The sequence below is a fragment of the Solibacillus sp. FSL W7-1472 genome (genome assembly GCF_037969775.1).
Classification (GTDB): domain Bacteria; phylum Bacillota; class Bacilli; order Bacillales_A; family Planococcaceae; genus Solibacillus; species Solibacillus silvestris.
Genome location: NZ_CP150208.1, coordinates 2,668,791 through 2,686,290, shown reverse-complemented (window position 1 = coordinate 2,686,290; position 17,500 = coordinate 2,668,791). Strand labels below are relative to the sequence as shown.

Annotated in this window: 15 protein-coding genes; 14 read left to right on the top strand and 1 reads right to left on the bottom strand. The window is 38.9% G+C overall.

What is annotated here, in order from left to right; translation table 11 throughout:
- The first annotated feature begins 183 nt into the window (after window positions 1-183).
- The 3 genes from MKY07_RS13385 to MKY07_RS13375 all read left to right on the top strand — a co-directional run bounded on the left by MKY07_RS13385 (window position 184) and on the right by MKY07_RS13375 (window position 3,255).
- Window positions 184-1,131: a sensor domain-containing diguanylate cyclase gene (locus MKY07_RS13385; RefSeq protein WP_339262626.1), complete on the top strand. Its 948-nt coding sequence runs from the start codon at window positions 184-186 to the stop codon at window positions 1,129-1,131.
- A gap of 243 nt (window positions 1,132-1,374) precedes the next feature.
- Window positions 1,375-2,025 carry an SIMPL domain-containing protein gene (locus tag MKY07_RS13380; protein WP_339262624.1) on the top strand — a complete coding sequence of 217 codons (651 nt, stop codon included), beginning with the start codon at window positions 1,375-1,377 and terminating at the stop codon, window positions 2,023-2,025.
- A gap of 171 nt (window positions 2,026-2,196) precedes the next feature.
- Window positions 2,197-3,255, top strand: coding sequence for a hypothetical protein (locus tag MKY07_RS13375; RefSeq protein ID WP_339262622.1), 1,059 nt, complete (start codon window positions 2,197-2,199; stop codon window positions 3,253-3,255).
- A gap of 77 nt (window positions 3,256-3,332) precedes the next feature.
- Here MKY07_RS13375 and MKY07_RS13370 read toward each other — a convergent pair whose 3' ends face one another.
- Complete coding sequence (locus MKY07_RS13370) at window positions 3,333-3,674, bottom strand: DUF5082 family protein (protein WP_014823200.1); 342 nt, start codon at window positions 3,672-3,674, stop codon at window positions 3,333-3,335.
- Between the two features lie 308 nt (window positions 3,675-3,982).
- Here MKY07_RS13370 and MKY07_RS13365 point away from each other — a divergent pair, with 308 nt between their 5' ends.
- The 11 genes from MKY07_RS13365 to MKY07_RS13315 all read left to right on the top strand — a co-directional run bounded on the left by MKY07_RS13365 (window position 3,983) and on the right by MKY07_RS13315 (window position 17,471).
- Window positions 3,983-4,276: a WXG100 family type VII secretion target gene (locus tag MKY07_RS13365; RefSeq protein WP_008405083.1), complete on the top strand. Its 294-nt coding sequence runs from the start codon at window positions 3,983-3,985 to the stop codon at window positions 4,274-4,276.
- A gap of 123 nt (window positions 4,277-4,399) precedes the next feature.
- A complete protein-coding gene (locus MKY07_RS13360; RefSeq protein WP_008405084.1) occupies window positions 4,400-4,639 on the top strand; it encodes an EsaB/YukD family protein in 240 nt (79 codons plus the stop codon).
- A gap of 12 nt (window positions 4,640-4,651) precedes the next feature.
- A complete protein-coding gene (essB, locus tag MKY07_RS13355) occupies window positions 4,652-5,980 on the top strand; it encodes a type VII secretion protein EssB (RefSeq protein ID WP_339262620.1) in 1,329 nt (442 codons plus the stop codon).
- A 91-nt stretch (window positions 5,981-6,071) separates the two neighbouring features.
- Window positions 6,072-10,547 carry a type VII secretion protein EssC gene (gene essC, locus MKY07_RS13350; RefSeq protein WP_339262618.1) on the top strand — a complete coding sequence of 1,492 codons (4,476 nt, stop codon included), beginning with the start codon at window positions 6,072-6,074 and terminating at the stop codon, window positions 10,545-10,547.
- A complete protein-coding gene (esaA, locus tag MKY07_RS13345; RefSeq protein WP_339262616.1) occupies window positions 10,544-13,333 on the top strand; it encodes a type VII secretion protein EsaA in 2,790 nt (929 codons plus the stop codon). The genes essC and esaA overlap by 4 nt, the downstream gene beginning before the upstream one ends.
- Window positions 13,323-13,841 (top strand): type VII secretion protein EssA, encoded by a 519-nt coding sequence (essA, locus tag MKY07_RS13340; protein WP_339262614.1) that lies wholly within the window; start codon window positions 13,323-13,325, stop codon window positions 13,839-13,841. Before esaA ends, essA begins: the two co-directional genes overlap by 11 nt.
- Before the next feature lie 38 nt (window positions 13,842-13,879).
- Complete coding sequence (locus MKY07_RS13335; RefSeq protein WP_008405092.1) at window positions 13,880-14,182, top strand: YwqI/YxiC family protein; 303 nt, start codon at window positions 13,880-13,882, stop codon at window positions 14,180-14,182.
- On the top strand, window positions 14,182-15,753 hold the full coding sequence (locus MKY07_RS13330; RefSeq protein WP_339262610.1) for an LXG domain-containing protein: 1,572 nt from the start codon (window positions 14,182-14,184) through the stop codon (window positions 15,751-15,753). Before MKY07_RS13335 ends, MKY07_RS13330 begins: the two co-directional genes overlap by 1 nt.
- Window positions 15,754-15,775: 22 nt before the next feature.
- A complete protein-coding gene (locus MKY07_RS13325) occupies window positions 15,776-16,561 on the top strand; it encodes an ABC transporter ATPase (RefSeq protein WP_339262608.1) in 786 nt (261 codons plus the stop codon).
- A gap of 14 nt (window positions 16,562-16,575) precedes the next feature.
- Window positions 16,576-17,025, top strand: a complete 450-nt coding sequence (locus MKY07_RS13320) for a hypothetical protein (protein WP_008405095.1) — start codon at window positions 16,576-16,578, stop codon at window positions 17,023-17,025.
- Window positions 17,022-17,471, top strand: coding sequence for a DUF5085 family protein (locus MKY07_RS13315; RefSeq protein ID WP_014823208.1), 450 nt, complete (start codon window positions 17,022-17,024; stop codon window positions 17,469-17,471). The genes MKY07_RS13320 and MKY07_RS13315 overlap by 4 nt, the downstream gene beginning before the upstream one ends.
- Window positions 17,472-17,500: the final 29 nt, after the last annotated feature.

The following is a 17,500-nucleotide window of genomic DNA, read 5'->3' as shown; positions in this document are numbered from 1 at the left end:
TGCTTCTTTTTTATTTCCATATTTATAGCAAAGACTGGGTAAAGTAGTAGAAATTCAATTATAGATAAAGACATATTTATTTATGTTACTATTAATGGAAGATAATAAATCTTTACTATAAAAACTTTGAATGTTTCCATAAACTATAACTTCAAACGGATATTCTGGAATGGAGGTAATTTCATGGTGATACCAATGCAGGAATTACAGATGTATCAAAATTTTAATGAACTCGCCAGTGATGTATTAGAACTAGCTAAGGAAATTATGCCTGACAAACTGATTTATTTAAGTTCATTCACCGAGAATGAGCAAGTGATTCTTCGGCTTTCAAATGCAGATTCACATATTTTATTGTCTGAAGGAATGGCAGTAAAGCTTAATCAAACGGCTTGTAATCAAATTGATTTTGAAAATAATCAGCCGTTAATATATGAAGATATCAGTAAAGAAACGGATTTTGAAGAGCTGAAAAAAATAAGCGAGAAAATTAATATTAATTCCTATTTGGGTATCCCAATTTCCCTTACAAATGGGGAAAAGTTTGGCACATTATGTGTGGTACATCAAGATGCTGCTCATTTTGATACAAAAAGCATCAGTTTGCTTCAAAAGGTAGCGAAGATGTTTTCATATTATTTAATGTTGGAAAAACTGGCCTATAAAGATTCTTTGACAGGACTTTACAATAGAGAGTTTCTTTTCGCGTTTTTCAAGGAATATTCAGAATTAGGAGGGACTTTATTCTTTCTTGATTTGGATGGGTTTAAAAAGATAAATGATCTGTATGGCCATGATGCAGGGGATCAAATTTTAAAAATTGTATCTTCAAGAATTAAAAAATTTATAAAACATCACGAAAATGTATTTGCAGTGAGGTTGGGAGGAGATGAATTTATTATAAATTTACCTCATATTTCTTCTAAAGAAGAAACTGCCAAACAGGCTGAAATACTTCTTGAGTATCTCAATACATGGGATAACGAATATCAACTTTCCGCAAGTCTTGGCATAGTCCATTATACGGCAGAAGATACATCTGCTCTGGAAACGATCCTAAAACATGCGGACAAAGCTCTATATCAAGCAAAATTGGCGGGTAAGAACACTTATAAATTTTTTGAAGCTTAATGAACTGCACCCCAATTGTCAGAAACATCTCAATTGGAGGTGTATTTTTTATGACTAAATTCAGTGCAGAGGAAACGCTATCAGTTAATCGAGCTTTATCTTTGAACTTTTCTATTGAACAATAAAATGTTGATGTAGGTTGAGGGACTGTTTGGTTGTTGCAACTCACACACATCTTTACACAACTCCAAGGAATGAAGTGCATAGTATAACAGAAACCGGCTATAAGAAAGGTGGAAGCTCTTGTATCACCCACAAATGATGTTTCAACCAGTCGCCAGTATACGGGAATTGACTGTTACTGGGAATGGTGAAATTATTGCTCAGCCTGATTATGCGCAAGTGCAAATCGAAGTTCGAACGCAAGGCGAAAATGTCAGCACGATTCAGGGGGAAAATGCGGTTATTATGACTCGTGTGATTGATTCACTAAGGGCTTTAAATATTCCCCAAGAATCCATTCAGACGACTGCTTACAATATCTTTCCAACGTATGATTTCATAGATGGAAGACAGGTGCTAAGGGGCTACGAGGTTCAAAACGCCATAACAGTAAAAATAGCGGATATTGGCCAAGTAGGTACGGTAATTGATACGGCAATTCGAAATGGAGCAAACCATGTATCCGCTATCGAGTTTAAAATAATGGATACAGATGTTTACTATCGTCAGGCACTTCAGTTTGCTCTAATCGATGCCGTGGGGAAAGCAACAGCTATGGCTAAAACGATGCGCGTCACATTACACACGGTGCCGGTGGAAATAATAGAAGAGCAAACGATCGCTCCGATTCCGTACAAAGCGATGCAGTTAAGCAGCCGACAGGTAGTGACACCGATAGAACCTGGAACAATGACAGTAAGCGCATCAGTTCGTGTAAAGTTTAGTTATTAGAAAAGTTATATTTCATTCTATAATACTTTAACCGTCCAGAAAAATAGCGGTTAAAGTATTTTTTTACGGTTATTTTCATCCTAAATTCTCTTCTTTTTATATTCAAGCATGTTTTCTACCTGCCTGTACATAAAGTATCTATGATAAATAGAAATATAAAGAAGGTGCGAATTGAAAAAGAGTATTCAAATTGCAGGGGCGTTTGTCAGTTTAGTTGTCGGTGCAGGTTTTGCTTCAGGACAGGAGATTATGCAGTACTTTACTAGTTTTGGATTAATGAGTGTTTTTGGATGTATTGTAGCGACGATTATTTTTACGATGTTGGGGATGACGCTTGCACAGATTGGTTCCGATTTACAGACGTCTTCCCATAAGGAAGGTATTCATTTTATCGGTGGACGCTTTTTTGGTCCGGTACTCGACCAGCTAATTTCCTTTGTGCTGTTCGGCATTGCGGTGGTTATGCTGGCTGGAGCAGGTTCTACTTTTAATCAGATGTACAGTGTGGATGCTTCGATAGGAAGCTTGTTTATGGCAATACTTGTTGTAATTACACTGATGCTTAATGCAGAAAGTATCATTAAAATGCTGGCGGCTCTTATGCCATATTTACTCGGAATCATATTTATTCTATTAATTTATTCATTGTTTACGATGGAATATTCAGTGAGCGAGCTGAATGTAATCGCGAAAAGCCAGCCTTCTGCATCACCACATTGGTTTTCCAGCGCCGTTATATATGTTTCTTATAATATTGCGGCAGGTGCGGCAATGCTTATTGTAATGGGAGGAACGGCAACGAATAGAAAGGTTGCTAGAAGAGGCGGCGCGTTAGGAGGCATCATACTAGGGTTACTCATTTTACTAATTAATGTAGCTTTATTTGCCAAAATGGATATTGTGGCCGAAGTCGAAATGCCGACACTGGAACTTGCTAAACAAATTCATCCTACAGTTGGAATCATCATGTCCTTTGTGCTGTTAGCCATGATTTACAGTACCGCTGTAGGAACTCTTTATATACTGGCTGTCCGAATAGTAAAACAGGACCGTTTTGCATTTAAGGTCGTTATCAATCTCCTGTGTATTGTTGGCTTTGCGATTAGCTTAGTCGGTTTTACAACTTTAATCAGTAAGTTGTATGTCATCATGGGGTATTTAGGAATAGTTCTGATTCTTTTTATCATGATTTCAGCATTATTCAAATCGAGTGGTCGGAAGGTAACTTGAATGACGAAAAATTCTATGCTAAATATTTATCCTCCTTTTTCATAAAATTCTTCGTCATTCCGCCTATAACGAACTTATCAATTGTTCTCTTCCGCTTCAAGACGCGCAATCGTAGCGCGGATTGACTCAATCTCCAGACGGATTTGCTCCATTTTATCAGTTAAAGTTGAAAAGGTTCTGGAAAATTGAGTATTTTGGATTTCTTCATAGCTAGCGACAATACCGTCGATTCGGATGTCATCGAATCGTGCAGCTAAAGTCCCTTTCCATGTAGCTGAAGTAAGTTCTGGCTTTGTCATAAGATGCTGATTGCTTGAGAACTCACTTTGCTTTCCGGTTAATTGACCATTGCACGTTTGTAAACGGTTCAAATCATTTTGCTTTTTATTTAACAGAGCATACCAGTACGCTAAAGACATTCTATCACCTCTCAATTAATTGGTTTAGTCTTTTGAAATATGGGTACGTATATAGAGTAAATAATTGGTTTTATAGCAAATTGTAGGAACTATTATATAATACCACTTAAATATATCACAAAGAAAATAACATAAAATGATATACTTTGCTTATTTTATTCCAAAAAAATTAGTATAAAATTCCTCTTTTGCTATATTCTTATTGACCTTATTTGCGAAGGTTCTATAGAATGAGATTGAAAATGAGGATTGTTAAATTTTGTGAATTTGATTGCGAAATTTAATAATGCCAAAAAGGAGAGAACTTCATGTCAGGAATTATTCGTGTTACCCCAGCAGAACTAGAGGCAATGTCGAATCGCTATGGGAGTGAAAGTGCTCAAGTAGAAGAACAAATTTCGCGTTTAGATAACATGATTCAGGAACTGCAGTCAATGTGGGAAGGTGAATCAAGTCGCGCATTCGCGGATCAATATGCAACTTTACGTCCATCAATTCAAGATATGCAACGACTTTTACAGGATGTTTCAGTACAACTGAAAAATACTGCACATGCTCTTGCAGATGCAGATCGTCAAATTGCAGGACAAATTCGCGGCTAAATTTCATCGGTGTTTAAGTTTTAAAAGAGCGTCATATTCGGATGAAGGCGCTCTTTTTGTTTTTGCTGACCGATTTGACCAAGTTTATCGCTATGTTGCAGAAGATGTGTTGAGGTGAAGGATATGTACATAGAAGTTTCAATAGATTTAAAACAGTATAACGGGGAGTGCTTCGATCTTCGTCTATCAAACTCCTATTCCGTCAAAGAGTTAATTGAAATCGTTTGGCAGGTAAAGTCGATTCCCTATCCACCGAAAGAAGGGTTCTGGGTACGAAATACAAATAAGCAACGAGTTTTATCCGGGAATGACCTCCTGGTGAACAGTGGCATCACAACAGGTGATCGATTAGAAATTTTGTGAGGAGTCATGGAGATGACAGATAAAAAAACATCCTATTTAGAAAAACAGTTAGAGGCGGCCCTCAAGTTTGAACAGGACAAGGTTGTAATAACGTTTCAACGTGAAAAAATTAAATTAGCCAATGAACTGGAAATTACGTTATTGCAAGAAAACAATCCTTTCATTGAGAAAAACATCACGTTAACAGAAGATGAATTAATTTTTACATATAAAAAAGAACCGAATTTTATGACATTCGGTAAATTACGAACATTAGATGAAAGAAGTCGATGGATGTTTGCATCAAAGGTATTAAGGTTTATCATGCTACACCAGTCAAACCGGCTTCATCTCATTGTTTGTCCTGAAAATATTCTCATAGATGAAAGTTTGACCGCTTATTTTCTGCATTATGGAGTAAAAGAGAGTATCCCTCCTTATGAAAGAAATAAGGAACGACTTTGGGCTGAAACAAAAGCAATCATTGCCGCCGCGGTACAGCCAAAATATAAGTTTGACCAATATATTCAGTTCTCCAAGTCAATTGAATTAAGTCCGGTGGCAGTAAAAATAATGGAAGCGAAAGACGAACAAGAACTTTTGACCATCATCCAAGATCAGCTGCAGCTGCTGGAAAAAGAAGAGAAAAAATATACAAAAATTGCAAAAACAAAATGGAACTGGGTGAGGTATAGTCTGATTGGGCTTCTATTAGTGTTATTGCCGTTAGGAATCTATACCGGATACGCAGCTCTCGTAATACAGCCGCAACAAGAAGCGTATGTAGCTGTACAAGCACCGTACATCCAAGGAAATTACAGTGAAATTATCGATCAGCTTGCACAGTATGACGTTGAAAAAATGCCTAACGTGATTCAGTATGAGTTATCGCTTGCCTACATTGTTAATGAAACTTTGACGGAAGAGCAAAAGGAAAACGTCTTAAAGACCATTACACTGCAAACAGATCCGGATTATTTTAAGTACTGGATTTACATTGGCAGGGGACAGGTAGAGGAAGCGTTAACGGTGGCGCGGCAATTGGAAGATTTAGATTTGATTATGCTTGCGCTGTTGCATTATGAAGAATCGATCAAGGCTGACCGAGAATTAGACGGCGAAGAGCGCGAACAGCTGCTTGACAAAGTTCAAACAGAAATAAACGAAGTGACAAAACAGCTTGAAGAATTAAAAGAAGCGCTGGAATCTGAAGATGTGAATACAGATGACGGAAAAAATCCCGTTTCAAAGCAAGAGCAGGAAAAAGCAGAAGAAAAAAATACAGTTCCTGAAAGTACGAACGAAGCAAAAGCGGAGAAGACTGCCCAGCCGGAAAAAACTAAGGAAGCGGGAGCCGAATAACTTCAGTTAATGTTCTTCAAACCGAAAATTGTAAAAACACTTTCGAAAAAAACATTACATGATTAGGAAATCCCTAATAGAAGGTGATTTGATGAGTACACTTATATTTTTCTATGACAACTATTATCAGTCCATAGATTTAAATCAACTAAAAAAGAATTCCATTACAGTAGGGAATAATTCATCTGATACTGTAACAATTCAAAGCATTCCATTTACAGATGGCCCGCTCCAGATTACCGAGGATTCCTTTGGTTTTACGGTAAAACAGAGTGGAAGCCAGCTTGGAAAAGTGAATCCTAAGCAATTTTTTGAGTGGAAAGACAGTACCGGCAAAAAAATGCTGAAAATCATTCTCTTTCTTTCAAGACCTTCAAGTGAGACGTATTTTGTAGGGAATAGAACGGAAATTTCTCTTTCTACAATAGACGGTCAGGCAGACGTTGTTTGGCAATCTGAAGCTGAAATCCAGCAGCAGTCTTTTTCACTGCTGAAGGTGGGGCAACAATGGATTGCTGAACTTCCGGAAAATACTATGCTCTATATAAATGGACAAAAAAAGCAGTCAACTAAGGAAATCCAAATCGGAGACTTGATTTTTACACCATTTATTTTCTTTCGTCTAGTGGAAGAGGATGTTCTGGAAGTGACGAGCTTTGAAAAGTTTGAAACAAGATTTTCGGTTATCAGTGAACCTGAATCGGAAATGAAAAAGAAATACCCGATATACAGAAGAACGCCAAGAATGGTCTATGAACTGCCGAAAGAAAAGGTTTCACTGTCATTTCCTTCACAGGAGAACGACCCGTCAAACCGTGGTTTATGGCTCATCATTTTACCGCCGCTTGTCATGCTGATTGTGATGGGGATTGTCGCGGTTATTCAACCACGCGGCATTTTTATACTGATTACGATGGTCATGTTCGTCATGACGCTCATTACATCAACCGTGCAGTATTTTAAAGACCGTGGCAATGAAAAGCGCAAGAAAGAAAGACGTATTCGTATCTATACGGCCTATTTGGAAAACAAACGGCAAGAGTTGCAACAGCTGTCCGAAAAACAGCGCTTTACAATGGAGTTTCACTTTCCTAAATTTGAACGTATGAAATATTTGACGAATCAGATTTCCGACCGGATTTGGGAACGTTCCTTGGAAAGTAATGATTTTCTGCAATTACGTTTAGGAACAGGAATCGTTCCTTCTAGCTTTACCATTGCCTTGAACTCGAATGATATGGCCAATCGCGAAATGGACGATCTAATCGAACAATCCCAAAAACTTGAAAAAGTATACAAAGAGATTTCAGATGTCCCTGTTATAGCGAATTTGGCAAAAGGACCGATTGGACTAATCGGGAAAGAGCGAATTGTAAAAAAGGAAATTCACCAGATTATAGGCCAGCTTGCATTTTTCCACAGCTATCATGATTTGCGCTTTGTTTTTATTTTTGATGAAGCTGATTATGAGAACGTTGAATGGATGAAGTGGCTGCCGCATTTCAATATTCCGAATATGTATGCACGCGGGTTCATCTATAACGAGAAAACCCGGGATCAGCTGCTGTCAACGATTTATGAAATGATTCGCGAGCGCGATATTAAGGAGAACAAAGAAAATCTCCGTTTTACTCCGCATCTTGTTTTCATCATTACAAACCAGCAGTTAATATCTGATCATGTCATTTTGGAATATCTTGAAGGTGAACATAAAGACTTGGACATCTCAGTCATTTTTGCAGCAGATGCAAAGGAAAGTTTGTCGGACAATATTCATACTCTTGTTCGATACTTAAATGATACAGAAGGCGACATATTAATTCAGGATAAAAAAGCGGTAAATATTCCGTTTAAACTTGATTTCCACCGTCAGGATAATAATGAACATTTTGCCCGACTATTAAGGACACTGGATCATCAGACAGGGATGACAAATTCAATTCCTGAAAGTATAACGTTCCTTGAAATGATGGATGTGAAAGAAGCCGATGAACTTCAAATTGGCGATCGCTGGATGGAAAATGAATCCTCCAAGTCCCTTGCTGTACCAATCGGCCTGAAGGGAAAAGATGATCTTGTGTATCTGAATCTTCATGAGAAAGCACATGGACCTCATGGACTATTAGCCGGTACAACAGGGTCAGGGAAAAGTGAATTTCTGCAGACCTATATTTTATCATTGTCTGTTCATTTTCATCCCCATGAAGTTGCATTCCTGCTAATTGACTATAAAGGCGGAGGGATGGCGCAGCCGTTTAGAACATTACCGCATCTTCTAGGGACCATCACAAATATTGAAGGTAGCGTGAACTTTACGAATCGGGCACTTGCCTCGATCCGCAGTGAACTGAAGCGTCGTCAACGTCTTTTTGACCGCTATAACGTGACCCATATTAATGACTATACAGGATTAGTAAAGCTACAACTTGCTGAAGAACCTCTGCCGCATCTGTTTTTAATTTCGGATGAGTTTGCGGAGCTGAAAAATGAAGAACCTGATTTCATTCGTGAATTGGTGAGCGCGGCTCGTATCGGACGTAGCCTGGGAGTACATCTGATTTTGGCAACACAAAAGCCAGGCGGGGTCATAGATGATCAAATATGGAGTAATGCCCGCTTCAAAGTGGCATTAAAGGTTCAGGATGCAAACGACAGTAAGGAAATTCTTAAAAACGCCGATGCCGCATCCATCACTGTTACCGGCAGGGGCTACTTGCAAGTTGGCAACAATGAAGTTTACGACTTATTCCAATCAGCATGGAGTGGTGCTCCATATCAATCCGAGCACATTGGCGGGGAAGATGAAGTTGCAATTGTAACAGATTTAGGGTTGATCCCATTATCAAATATAGCCGCAAAAGAAAGTAAACAAAAAGGGCTTTCCGAAATCGAAGCAATCGTAGACAAAATTAAAGAAACCCAGGAAATGTACAACATCGAAAAGCTGAAAAGTCCTTGGCTGCCTCCACTTGCAGAACGATTGCACAAAAACGGCATTACATCAGAAATTCAGGAACATATTGCAATGGCCTTCGTCGATGAACCGGAAAAACAAAGTCAATCGCCATATTATTATCGCGTGATGGAAGATGGGAACTTAGGTATTTTTGGTTCAACTGGTTACGGCAAATCAACTACCGTGCTGACATTATTATTAAATATTGCGGAAAATTACAGTCCTGAGGAAGTCCATTATTACTTGATGGATTTTGGGAACGGTTCATTGCTGCCATTAAAACAACTTCCGCATACAGCTGATTTCTTCTTAATGGAAGAAGGGCGCAAAATGGATAAATTTATGCGAATGGTTCGAGATGAAATTGCAAGGAGAAAACAGCTGCTTCAGCAACTGGAAGTAGGCAATATCAAGCTTTATAACCGCATTGCAGATAATAAGCTGCCACTTATCTTTGTTGTTGTAGAAAATTTTGATTTCATTAAAGATGAAATGCCGGATATGGAAACATACTTCAACCAATTTGTCCGGGATGGACAGTCTTTAGGCATTTATATGATTTTCACGGCGACCCGTATTTCTTCGATTCGTCAAGCGGTCATGAACAACCTCAAGACGAAAATTGTCCATTATTTAATGGATCATAGTGAAGCCTATACAATCCTCGGGAAAACCGCTTTAGTACCTGAAGCAATACCGGGTCGGGCAATTATTAAAAAAGACGAAGCAAACTTCTCGCAACTTCTGTTGCCGGCAAACGGGGATAATGATTTCGAAGTAATTGAAGGTATTAAAGAAACTGTAAAGATATTAAAAGAAAAGTATAAGGATCATATTGGACCATCACCGATTCCAATGCTTCCAACTAATTTAACCGTGAAACAATTAGCTGAATACAGCGGATTAATGGGTCAGCAGCATTTATATCCGATAGGTCTGGATGAAGAATTTGTTCGACCTGTCGTAGTGAATTTCCTGACGAACAAGCACCTTCTGATTATGGGACAAGCCCAAAAAGGAAAAACAAATGTGCTTAAAGTATTGTTGACGAATGCAGTAGAGAACAACGTCCTGCATATCGGCGTTTTTGATTCGTTTGACAGAAGTCTGGCTATGTTTACCGACAATGAATCGATTTCGTATTTGGAATCTAAAGATGATGTGGAAGAATGGATAACGCAAATAGAAGGGCAGCTTTCAATACGTGAGATGACTTATGCCAATTCGGCGATAGCTGAGCGCAAAACGTTGCAGTTTACACCAATTTTGCTGGTTGTCGATGATTATGCCCGTTTCAATTCGGGCATTGATGCAAAATTGCAGGAACGGATTACAAAGTTGATGAAAAATGCTGGCTATTTAGGGTTCAACTTCATCGCATCAGGAAATTCTACAGATTTAACGAAGGGATACGATGTGTTAACTACGGAAGTGAAGCAAATTCGCCAGGCAGTTCTATTAATGAAAAAATCTGATCAAACATTGTACACGCTTCCTTATGACCGTAAAGAAGAAGAGATACAAGCAGGATTTGGCTATTATGTCCTAAACAATAAAGAAACGAAAATCCAAATACCACTTTTTGATAGTGAAAGGAAGATCTATTCATGACGGCTCAAAAAAAGCTCATGTTAAAAATCATAATCGTCATGATTTTGATAGTAGGAGCACCTGTCCTTTATTTTATGGCAATCGGAGAAAATCCGTTTTTCGATTCATCGAATGGAACGAAAAAAGTCGCGGTTGTCAATGAAGATACAGGTTCAAAAAAAGAAGAAAGTTCACTGGAATTCGGAAAAGAAGTGCAGCCGATTCTATCGACGGATTCCGAATATGAATGGTCTGTTGTCAGCAGAAGCGCAGCGGAAAAAGGGCTGACAGATCGAGAGTACGATGCAGTCGTATATATCCCTTCGAATTTCTCGGAAAACATCATGACATATGAAGAGCAACAGCCGGTAAAAGCGGAGTTTAAGTATACTGTTTCCGGTCAGCTGAACGCGGCAAACCGTGAAAAAGTATTGCGAGAAATTGACAATGCAACTGCAAGAGTTAACGGGAAAGTCGCAACATTATACTGGAGTTATGTATCTCAGGATTTGGAGAAAGTACGAAATGAATTTGATACGATTCTTCAAAAAGAGATGGAGTTTTTAAATACGATTTCCAACTTTTATCGGCCGAATTTAGCAAGCGTGGTTGGTGATATTGAAAGCCAAAAGAGCCTGCTCGATAATTTGGCTGCCACTGTTAAAGACACTCCGATTGAGGGGAATATCGAAAACGCAGGTGAATTTGAAGGGCTACTGGCACAATTTATTACCTATGTGGATACATATCGAGAGTATCACAGTACACAGCCGCAGCTTTTACAACCGTTGCAAAATGCAAATACGGCCTCAATCATCGCGCTGAAAAGTGAGCATGACCCCCGCTATGTGGAAGTGAAATCGTATTTAATGGAGCATAATGAAAAGTTCAATTCCGATGTACAAAAATTGGAGAATCAGCTGGCCAAAAATAAAGATAATGTTAAAAATTTATCGGATGAAGTAGTCGTTCAGCGTAATGAGATTATCAGCCTACTGAAGCAAGTAGAAGGGGAGCTATTAGTGCAATACGAAAATCAAGTGATTGGTCTAAAGAATCAGCTTGATGCTAGTACCCCTACAGCAGATCCGACAACACAAGCGAAAAATGGTAGCGGCAAAGTTACAGACAATACAAATAACTTTATCGCTTCATCAAAAATTACAGCGCTTGATTCGGAACGCGAAAAACTACTCGGCTTAGTCCAGAACATGAATTCACTGAAACAGGAAGTGGGTGCTACAGCTGTAAATTCGGGCGAAACGACACCGGAAGCCGCAGTTAATGCAAGTGCTACTGCAGCAGTAAACGAAAAGCTTACACAAATTTCATCACAGATGACAACAATTGAAGCAAATATCCAGCATATCCAACAGCAGGAAAAACAATTGCAGGAACAATTTGTACAATCTCAAAGTGAATTGGTTAAAGAGACAGTAGTTGAAAAAAAACCAACCTTTGAAAATGCAACAGCCGTAATCGAAGAAATCGAGCGTAAAGAAGCGGAAATTATGGCGCTGCCTATGATGAATAACGGTAAAATAGAGCGTCTGAAAAATGTTTTCTCAAAATCTATCGTAAGTAACAATACGACTAAGCTGATGGAATATTACGGTGCACTGGCCCAGTATGAAGCGGTCGTGCAAACGAACTTAAGCGAAGAATCCAACTTTAAGGAGATTTCATCGCATGTCAATACGATTTTAGGTATCAATGATCGGGGAACGACAATTTTAGATGAATTGCAAATGGACGTTCCCGCTTCACAAAACCAATTAGCAACTTTGGAAAAAGGAGTTAATTCTTTCTTCCTGACGTATATGGAAAAAGTCGATGCAGACTATGAAGCGATTTCTGCACAGCTGGATGCAATTGAGACAAGTGCGGACAGTATGCAACAAAGCCTTGATGCCTTTATTGCCGGATCTGAAGAAGTTGCCACGCCGCCAGCTGACGGCAGCAGCCTTGTCACGAATCAACAAAGCATCAGTCAAAACTTAATGGCGATGAGTAATGCAATGAACAGTATTATGGCAAACCAGGACAACATTATCTCGGTTACAAATGACTTGGAATCAAAAGCGAAGAACGTCAACGCAGATACAGAGGAATTGAATTACAAGTGGAATGAAAATGTGGTGACGACAGAAAAGTACCGGAACGCGATCCATGATGTACTTAACAATGCATTTATCGATGGACAAAGGAACGGCCATATCTACAATCATTTATCAACACCGCTTGCGGCGAAAAGCTTGAATTCTTCCGTGCAGGAAAATAAAATACCGCCCGTAATTGTACTCGTAATTGTTCTGGTCAGCGGACTATTAATCGGCTACTTCTGCTACTATTTAAAAAATAATAAACGAAGTGTGCGCATTGCATTGTTTGCTTTGCTTAATCTGATTGTCGGACTAATTATTAGTATGTACGGAATGGATATTTATTCGTTAAATGAAACGAGCTCGATTGAGTGGACGATATTCACAATTTTATTATTAACAGCAGTTTCCACAATTATTTTTGCCGGCTTTTCAGTGGGCCCGCTAATTGGGTGGTTTGTAACCATTGCAGTAATTGTATTCTTTGTCACACCAATGCTGACACTTCTGGCTTCCAATATTGATTATAAGGATCCGATGTCGAAGGTGTACTTATCGATTCAATATGGTCCGGAGTCACTGATTATCTCTGCAAGTATTGTGCTTGCACTTCTCATTGGGGTTTTTGCACTTGTACCACTCATTGTAAGCAAAATTAAAAATCGTAAAATCGAACAAGATGAGGAAACGATTTATGAAATGTAGGAAATTAGCAGTTGTTTTTGGATTTAGTATATTAATGGGAGTCGGATTCGAAATTGAATCCGGCTTTCCGTTAAATTTAGAGACAAAGCAAGTGTCTGCAGCTACTGAATTGAATAACCTCAATCCCAATGAATTTAAAGAAAAAGAATTTAAAGACAACAAAGAGTATCTTCATAATGAATCCCTGCTGGACAACCGGAAAAATATCCGGGAGGAGCAAAAACAGTTGGATTTCAAGCCAAAAGTATTAGAACGAAACGAGAAAATAAAGGAAGAGCTTTTTATAAGTGATTTTAAAGAACGGAAAACGATTGCTTACGATTCGATGAAATATGGTCTGTTTTCAAATGAAAGAGAAATAGTGAAAACCAAAATAACCGAATCGATTCCTGATGACGACAGCAAAAGCAATGGGCTGCAGTTTTTCTATATTGGTCTCTTGATAGCTTGTATATTCGTTGTCTTGTTATGGCTAATCCCGAAAATGGTACAGGGTGATAAAAGCTAACACATAAGAAGCAAAAAAACGGAAAGGAGAGAAGGAATATGTCGAATGAAGTGAAAGTTGTATATGCGGATGTTGAAGAACAGCTGGGAGTAATGGAGAATGCTGCGTCAACACTGAAACCTAAAGCAGAATCGCCAATTGAAGGGAATATGTTGGATGTTGTTACAAAATTAAACGAGCTGTCGCTGCAATTGGAACAGGTTTTAACAAGCTACCAGGCTGTGCTGCAAAATAATATTCAAACAACGGAAAATTCTGTGCAATATTTAAAAGAGCAGGATCAGCGGATATCAACAACTATTAACGGTGCCGCTTCTAGTCATGGGAGGCTGATGGAATAATGAAAGTATTGGATGCAGAAAACTTTCATAGCGGTCTTGCGCGCAGTATAACCATGCTGACTAGACTTGATACCGAAATGAAAACAATTGAGACATCGATACAGGGACTTATTCAGCTTGAGGAATCTTTAAAAGGGCAAGGTGGGAATGCAATACGTACATTTTACCGAGATTGCCACATGCCCTTTTTACAATTTTTTTATCTATTTAAAAACAGTTTTCAGGAAGTTCTTCAGCGAACAGAAGCCGCGTTAACCAGCCTCGAACCAGATCAAAGCGGCTATATTCAACAAACATTTCTTGAAACGGGTGTTGAACAAGGTTTGAATAATGCGAAAGTAACTGCGGAGGGCCTAACAACTGAAGCGAATGGAATTATGGACAATGTGGCAGATATTGTTTCATTGCCGAAACTCAATGATTCTGCAGTACAAAGCGAAATCCAGGCTGCCAAAAACCACCGGGATACAACAATTGAAAATTTAATGATGTTTGACAATAGCCAAACAGCTGTGCTTGCAGGAGTGGAAAGCGATCTAGCGGCGATGAGTACTTGGATTAAAGACCTTGAAACGATGATTACAGAAGGGTTGACCGATGTGAATTTCCCTGCTGAACATTGGGCGCAATATGCTTCAACGACAGCCCTTTTAACAAATTTAACAAGCCGAACAAATCCAGTTCAAGAAGTGACAGAAGAGCCTGTAGAGGAAAAACCGGGCGATGTCACATCTGCAGACGAAACAGTTATGGGACATAAAGAAGATGTAGGGAATGCAAAGAAATTTAATACCGCGGTCAATGGCGCAGTTGAAAGCTTTGGCATGTTCATGGCAGGGAAAAACGGCGGACTGAAAATGGAGTTGGTGCGTGATGCGAGAACAGGACGAAATGTATACCGTATGCTTGCCAGTGAACGTGCCCTCCATTATTTACGTGTAACACCGGATGCAAAAGCAATGCGCGAGTTTAATTATAAATTGCCAAAAGGAAATAAAGCATGGAAACCAAAACATTACCAGCAGCAGGCAAATAATCGGGCAACCTTAAAGTTTGCTACGCAAAAAAAGGGACAATCAGGCTGGTCCAAAGTTGGGGAAGCTGCCTTAAAAGAGCATTCATCGCTAAAATACTGGAATGATCAAGCGACCATTGCCGAAAAAGCCAAAACGGTTGGTAAAGCTACTGTAGCAGGTGCGGGTAAGTCATTCAAAGATGCTGTAGATGTAAAAGGGATTTTTACCAATGGGGCTGCAAAAGGATTTACAAAAGCACTTGGCCCTGTATCGGCCGGCCTGAACTACTACAGCAATTACCATAATGCAAAAGATGACGGGCTAACAGGAGCCGAGGCCCACACACGTGCCACAGTGGATACGGCAATCGATACAGCGGTGGGCGGTGCGGTACAAGCTGCAAGTGTTGCATTATTCACAGCCGCTGTTCCAATTCCGGGTGTCGGTACTGCTGTTGGTGTTGCAGTCGGAATCTTCGCCAATACGCTTCTTAACAAAAAAGACAAAAAAACAGGGGAATCGGCCATGGATAAAATTAAAGGCTGGTTCCACTGATGAATATGGAGGTAATCACCGCATGCTAAAAAAACTATCAGAACAAGATTTCGCAGTATTACGAGGACCGCTGGAGTCTGGTAGACAAAGTCCGAATTCGTTGGCATCTGTGCTTGTATTAGGCATTTTCCTGCAGGCACTGTTTTTCTATCTAACTTATAATATTGCAGGTAAATACACAATCTATCCAAATTTCGAAAGCATTAAAACAATTCATATGTGGCTTACAGGAATCATTATTTTATTGTCCCTTCTATTCGCTATTCCTGTCGTTTTTAATAAGATGGAGAAGCTGCAGTACTTCCTGTCGATTATTATGACACAAAATTTTTCTGTATTTTTATACCTTGCCCCGTTATTTCTTTTAGGGGAACAGGACGCTGCAACAGTTGAATCGCTACTAAATTTAACATGGATTACACTTTCAATTGCAGGTGTATTGTTTATTGCTACGTGGATCCGCTTTTATTTACTTCTAAAAAAAGGTCATTACCGTGCAGGGTCAAGAAACGAGGAAATGCGTGGGAAATTTGAAACGAAATCGTATATTCCAATTGCAGTCATCGGCAGTACAGCGCTTGTTTTTCTTATCCAATTTGTCATGAAAACAGGTTCGTCCGATTTATTTGAAACAATCATGCTAGTCTTTTTACCATTCGGTATTTTTTATACACTCATTTTCGTATTGCCAGAGCAGCTTGTTATACTCTATTGCAAAATCAGATTTAAAAGCTTCAACTTTGATATAAACGGTTATCTGAACACGGAAAGAGCAGCCAAAAATACTAGAAAAGTAAAACAAAGTTAGGGGGACTCAATCATATGGAGATTCGCGGATTGCATTTCGATCATTTAATTATGTTTCGTGTGAGAGATCAAAAAGAGAACTGGCTTGAAGGAATAAAAGTAATGGAAGATTTTCCGTTAAATCATGAAGTGTATAAAAATGGGCCGGTGCTTTTCTCGTTTGAAGAAGAGGAAGATGGGGAAGGTTTGTTTACTTATTTTATGCCGATTAATACGGAAATCGAATTTGAAGAAGGGATTACCGATTTCGCCTATTTAAATCAATACCAATTGAATCAATCTCTGTTATTGCGCCATGCACAGGAAGAATTCGATTTCAGGACTGCTTATGAGAAAGTAAAAGCGTATGCAGCAGCAGAAAATCTTTCCGTAGAGGATTCATATATCTGTGTACTGTTAAATGTTTACGGAGAATATATCATTGATTTGTATGTCCCATTGAAAGAATGGAGCGAAGTGCAATGATTATAGAAAACCATCAAATTGCATACAGAAATGTAGCTTCAAAATATTATAATTTTGTCCCGGAAGAAATTGATCTGGCTTTCCAAGATTTTGATCAAATTTTATCGAGTCATGGATACAATACAGCCGATGTCATGTTTTTTTCTATTATCAGTGACCCGACCGCATCCGTTATGACTGCTGAAATTTTCCGGCCGATCGAAGAGAATGAAATTTCGCAAATAAGTTCTGAAGAAGATGTTAATTTCAGAAGCTATTTTTCAATTAATGGCATGCTGATGACGCGGATTACCGATCAATTTGATGAACAATCTCAAGTAAAGTTTTGGGAACTGGCGGAGCACATACAACAACATAATTTCTCGCAGAGCAGCCCTTACTTTGTAGAATACAAACGCAGTCATTCCGGGGCAACATATGTGGAAATGAGTGTCGGAGTAAGGTGAAAAACGGAGGCCAATTCAAGCGTAATGAA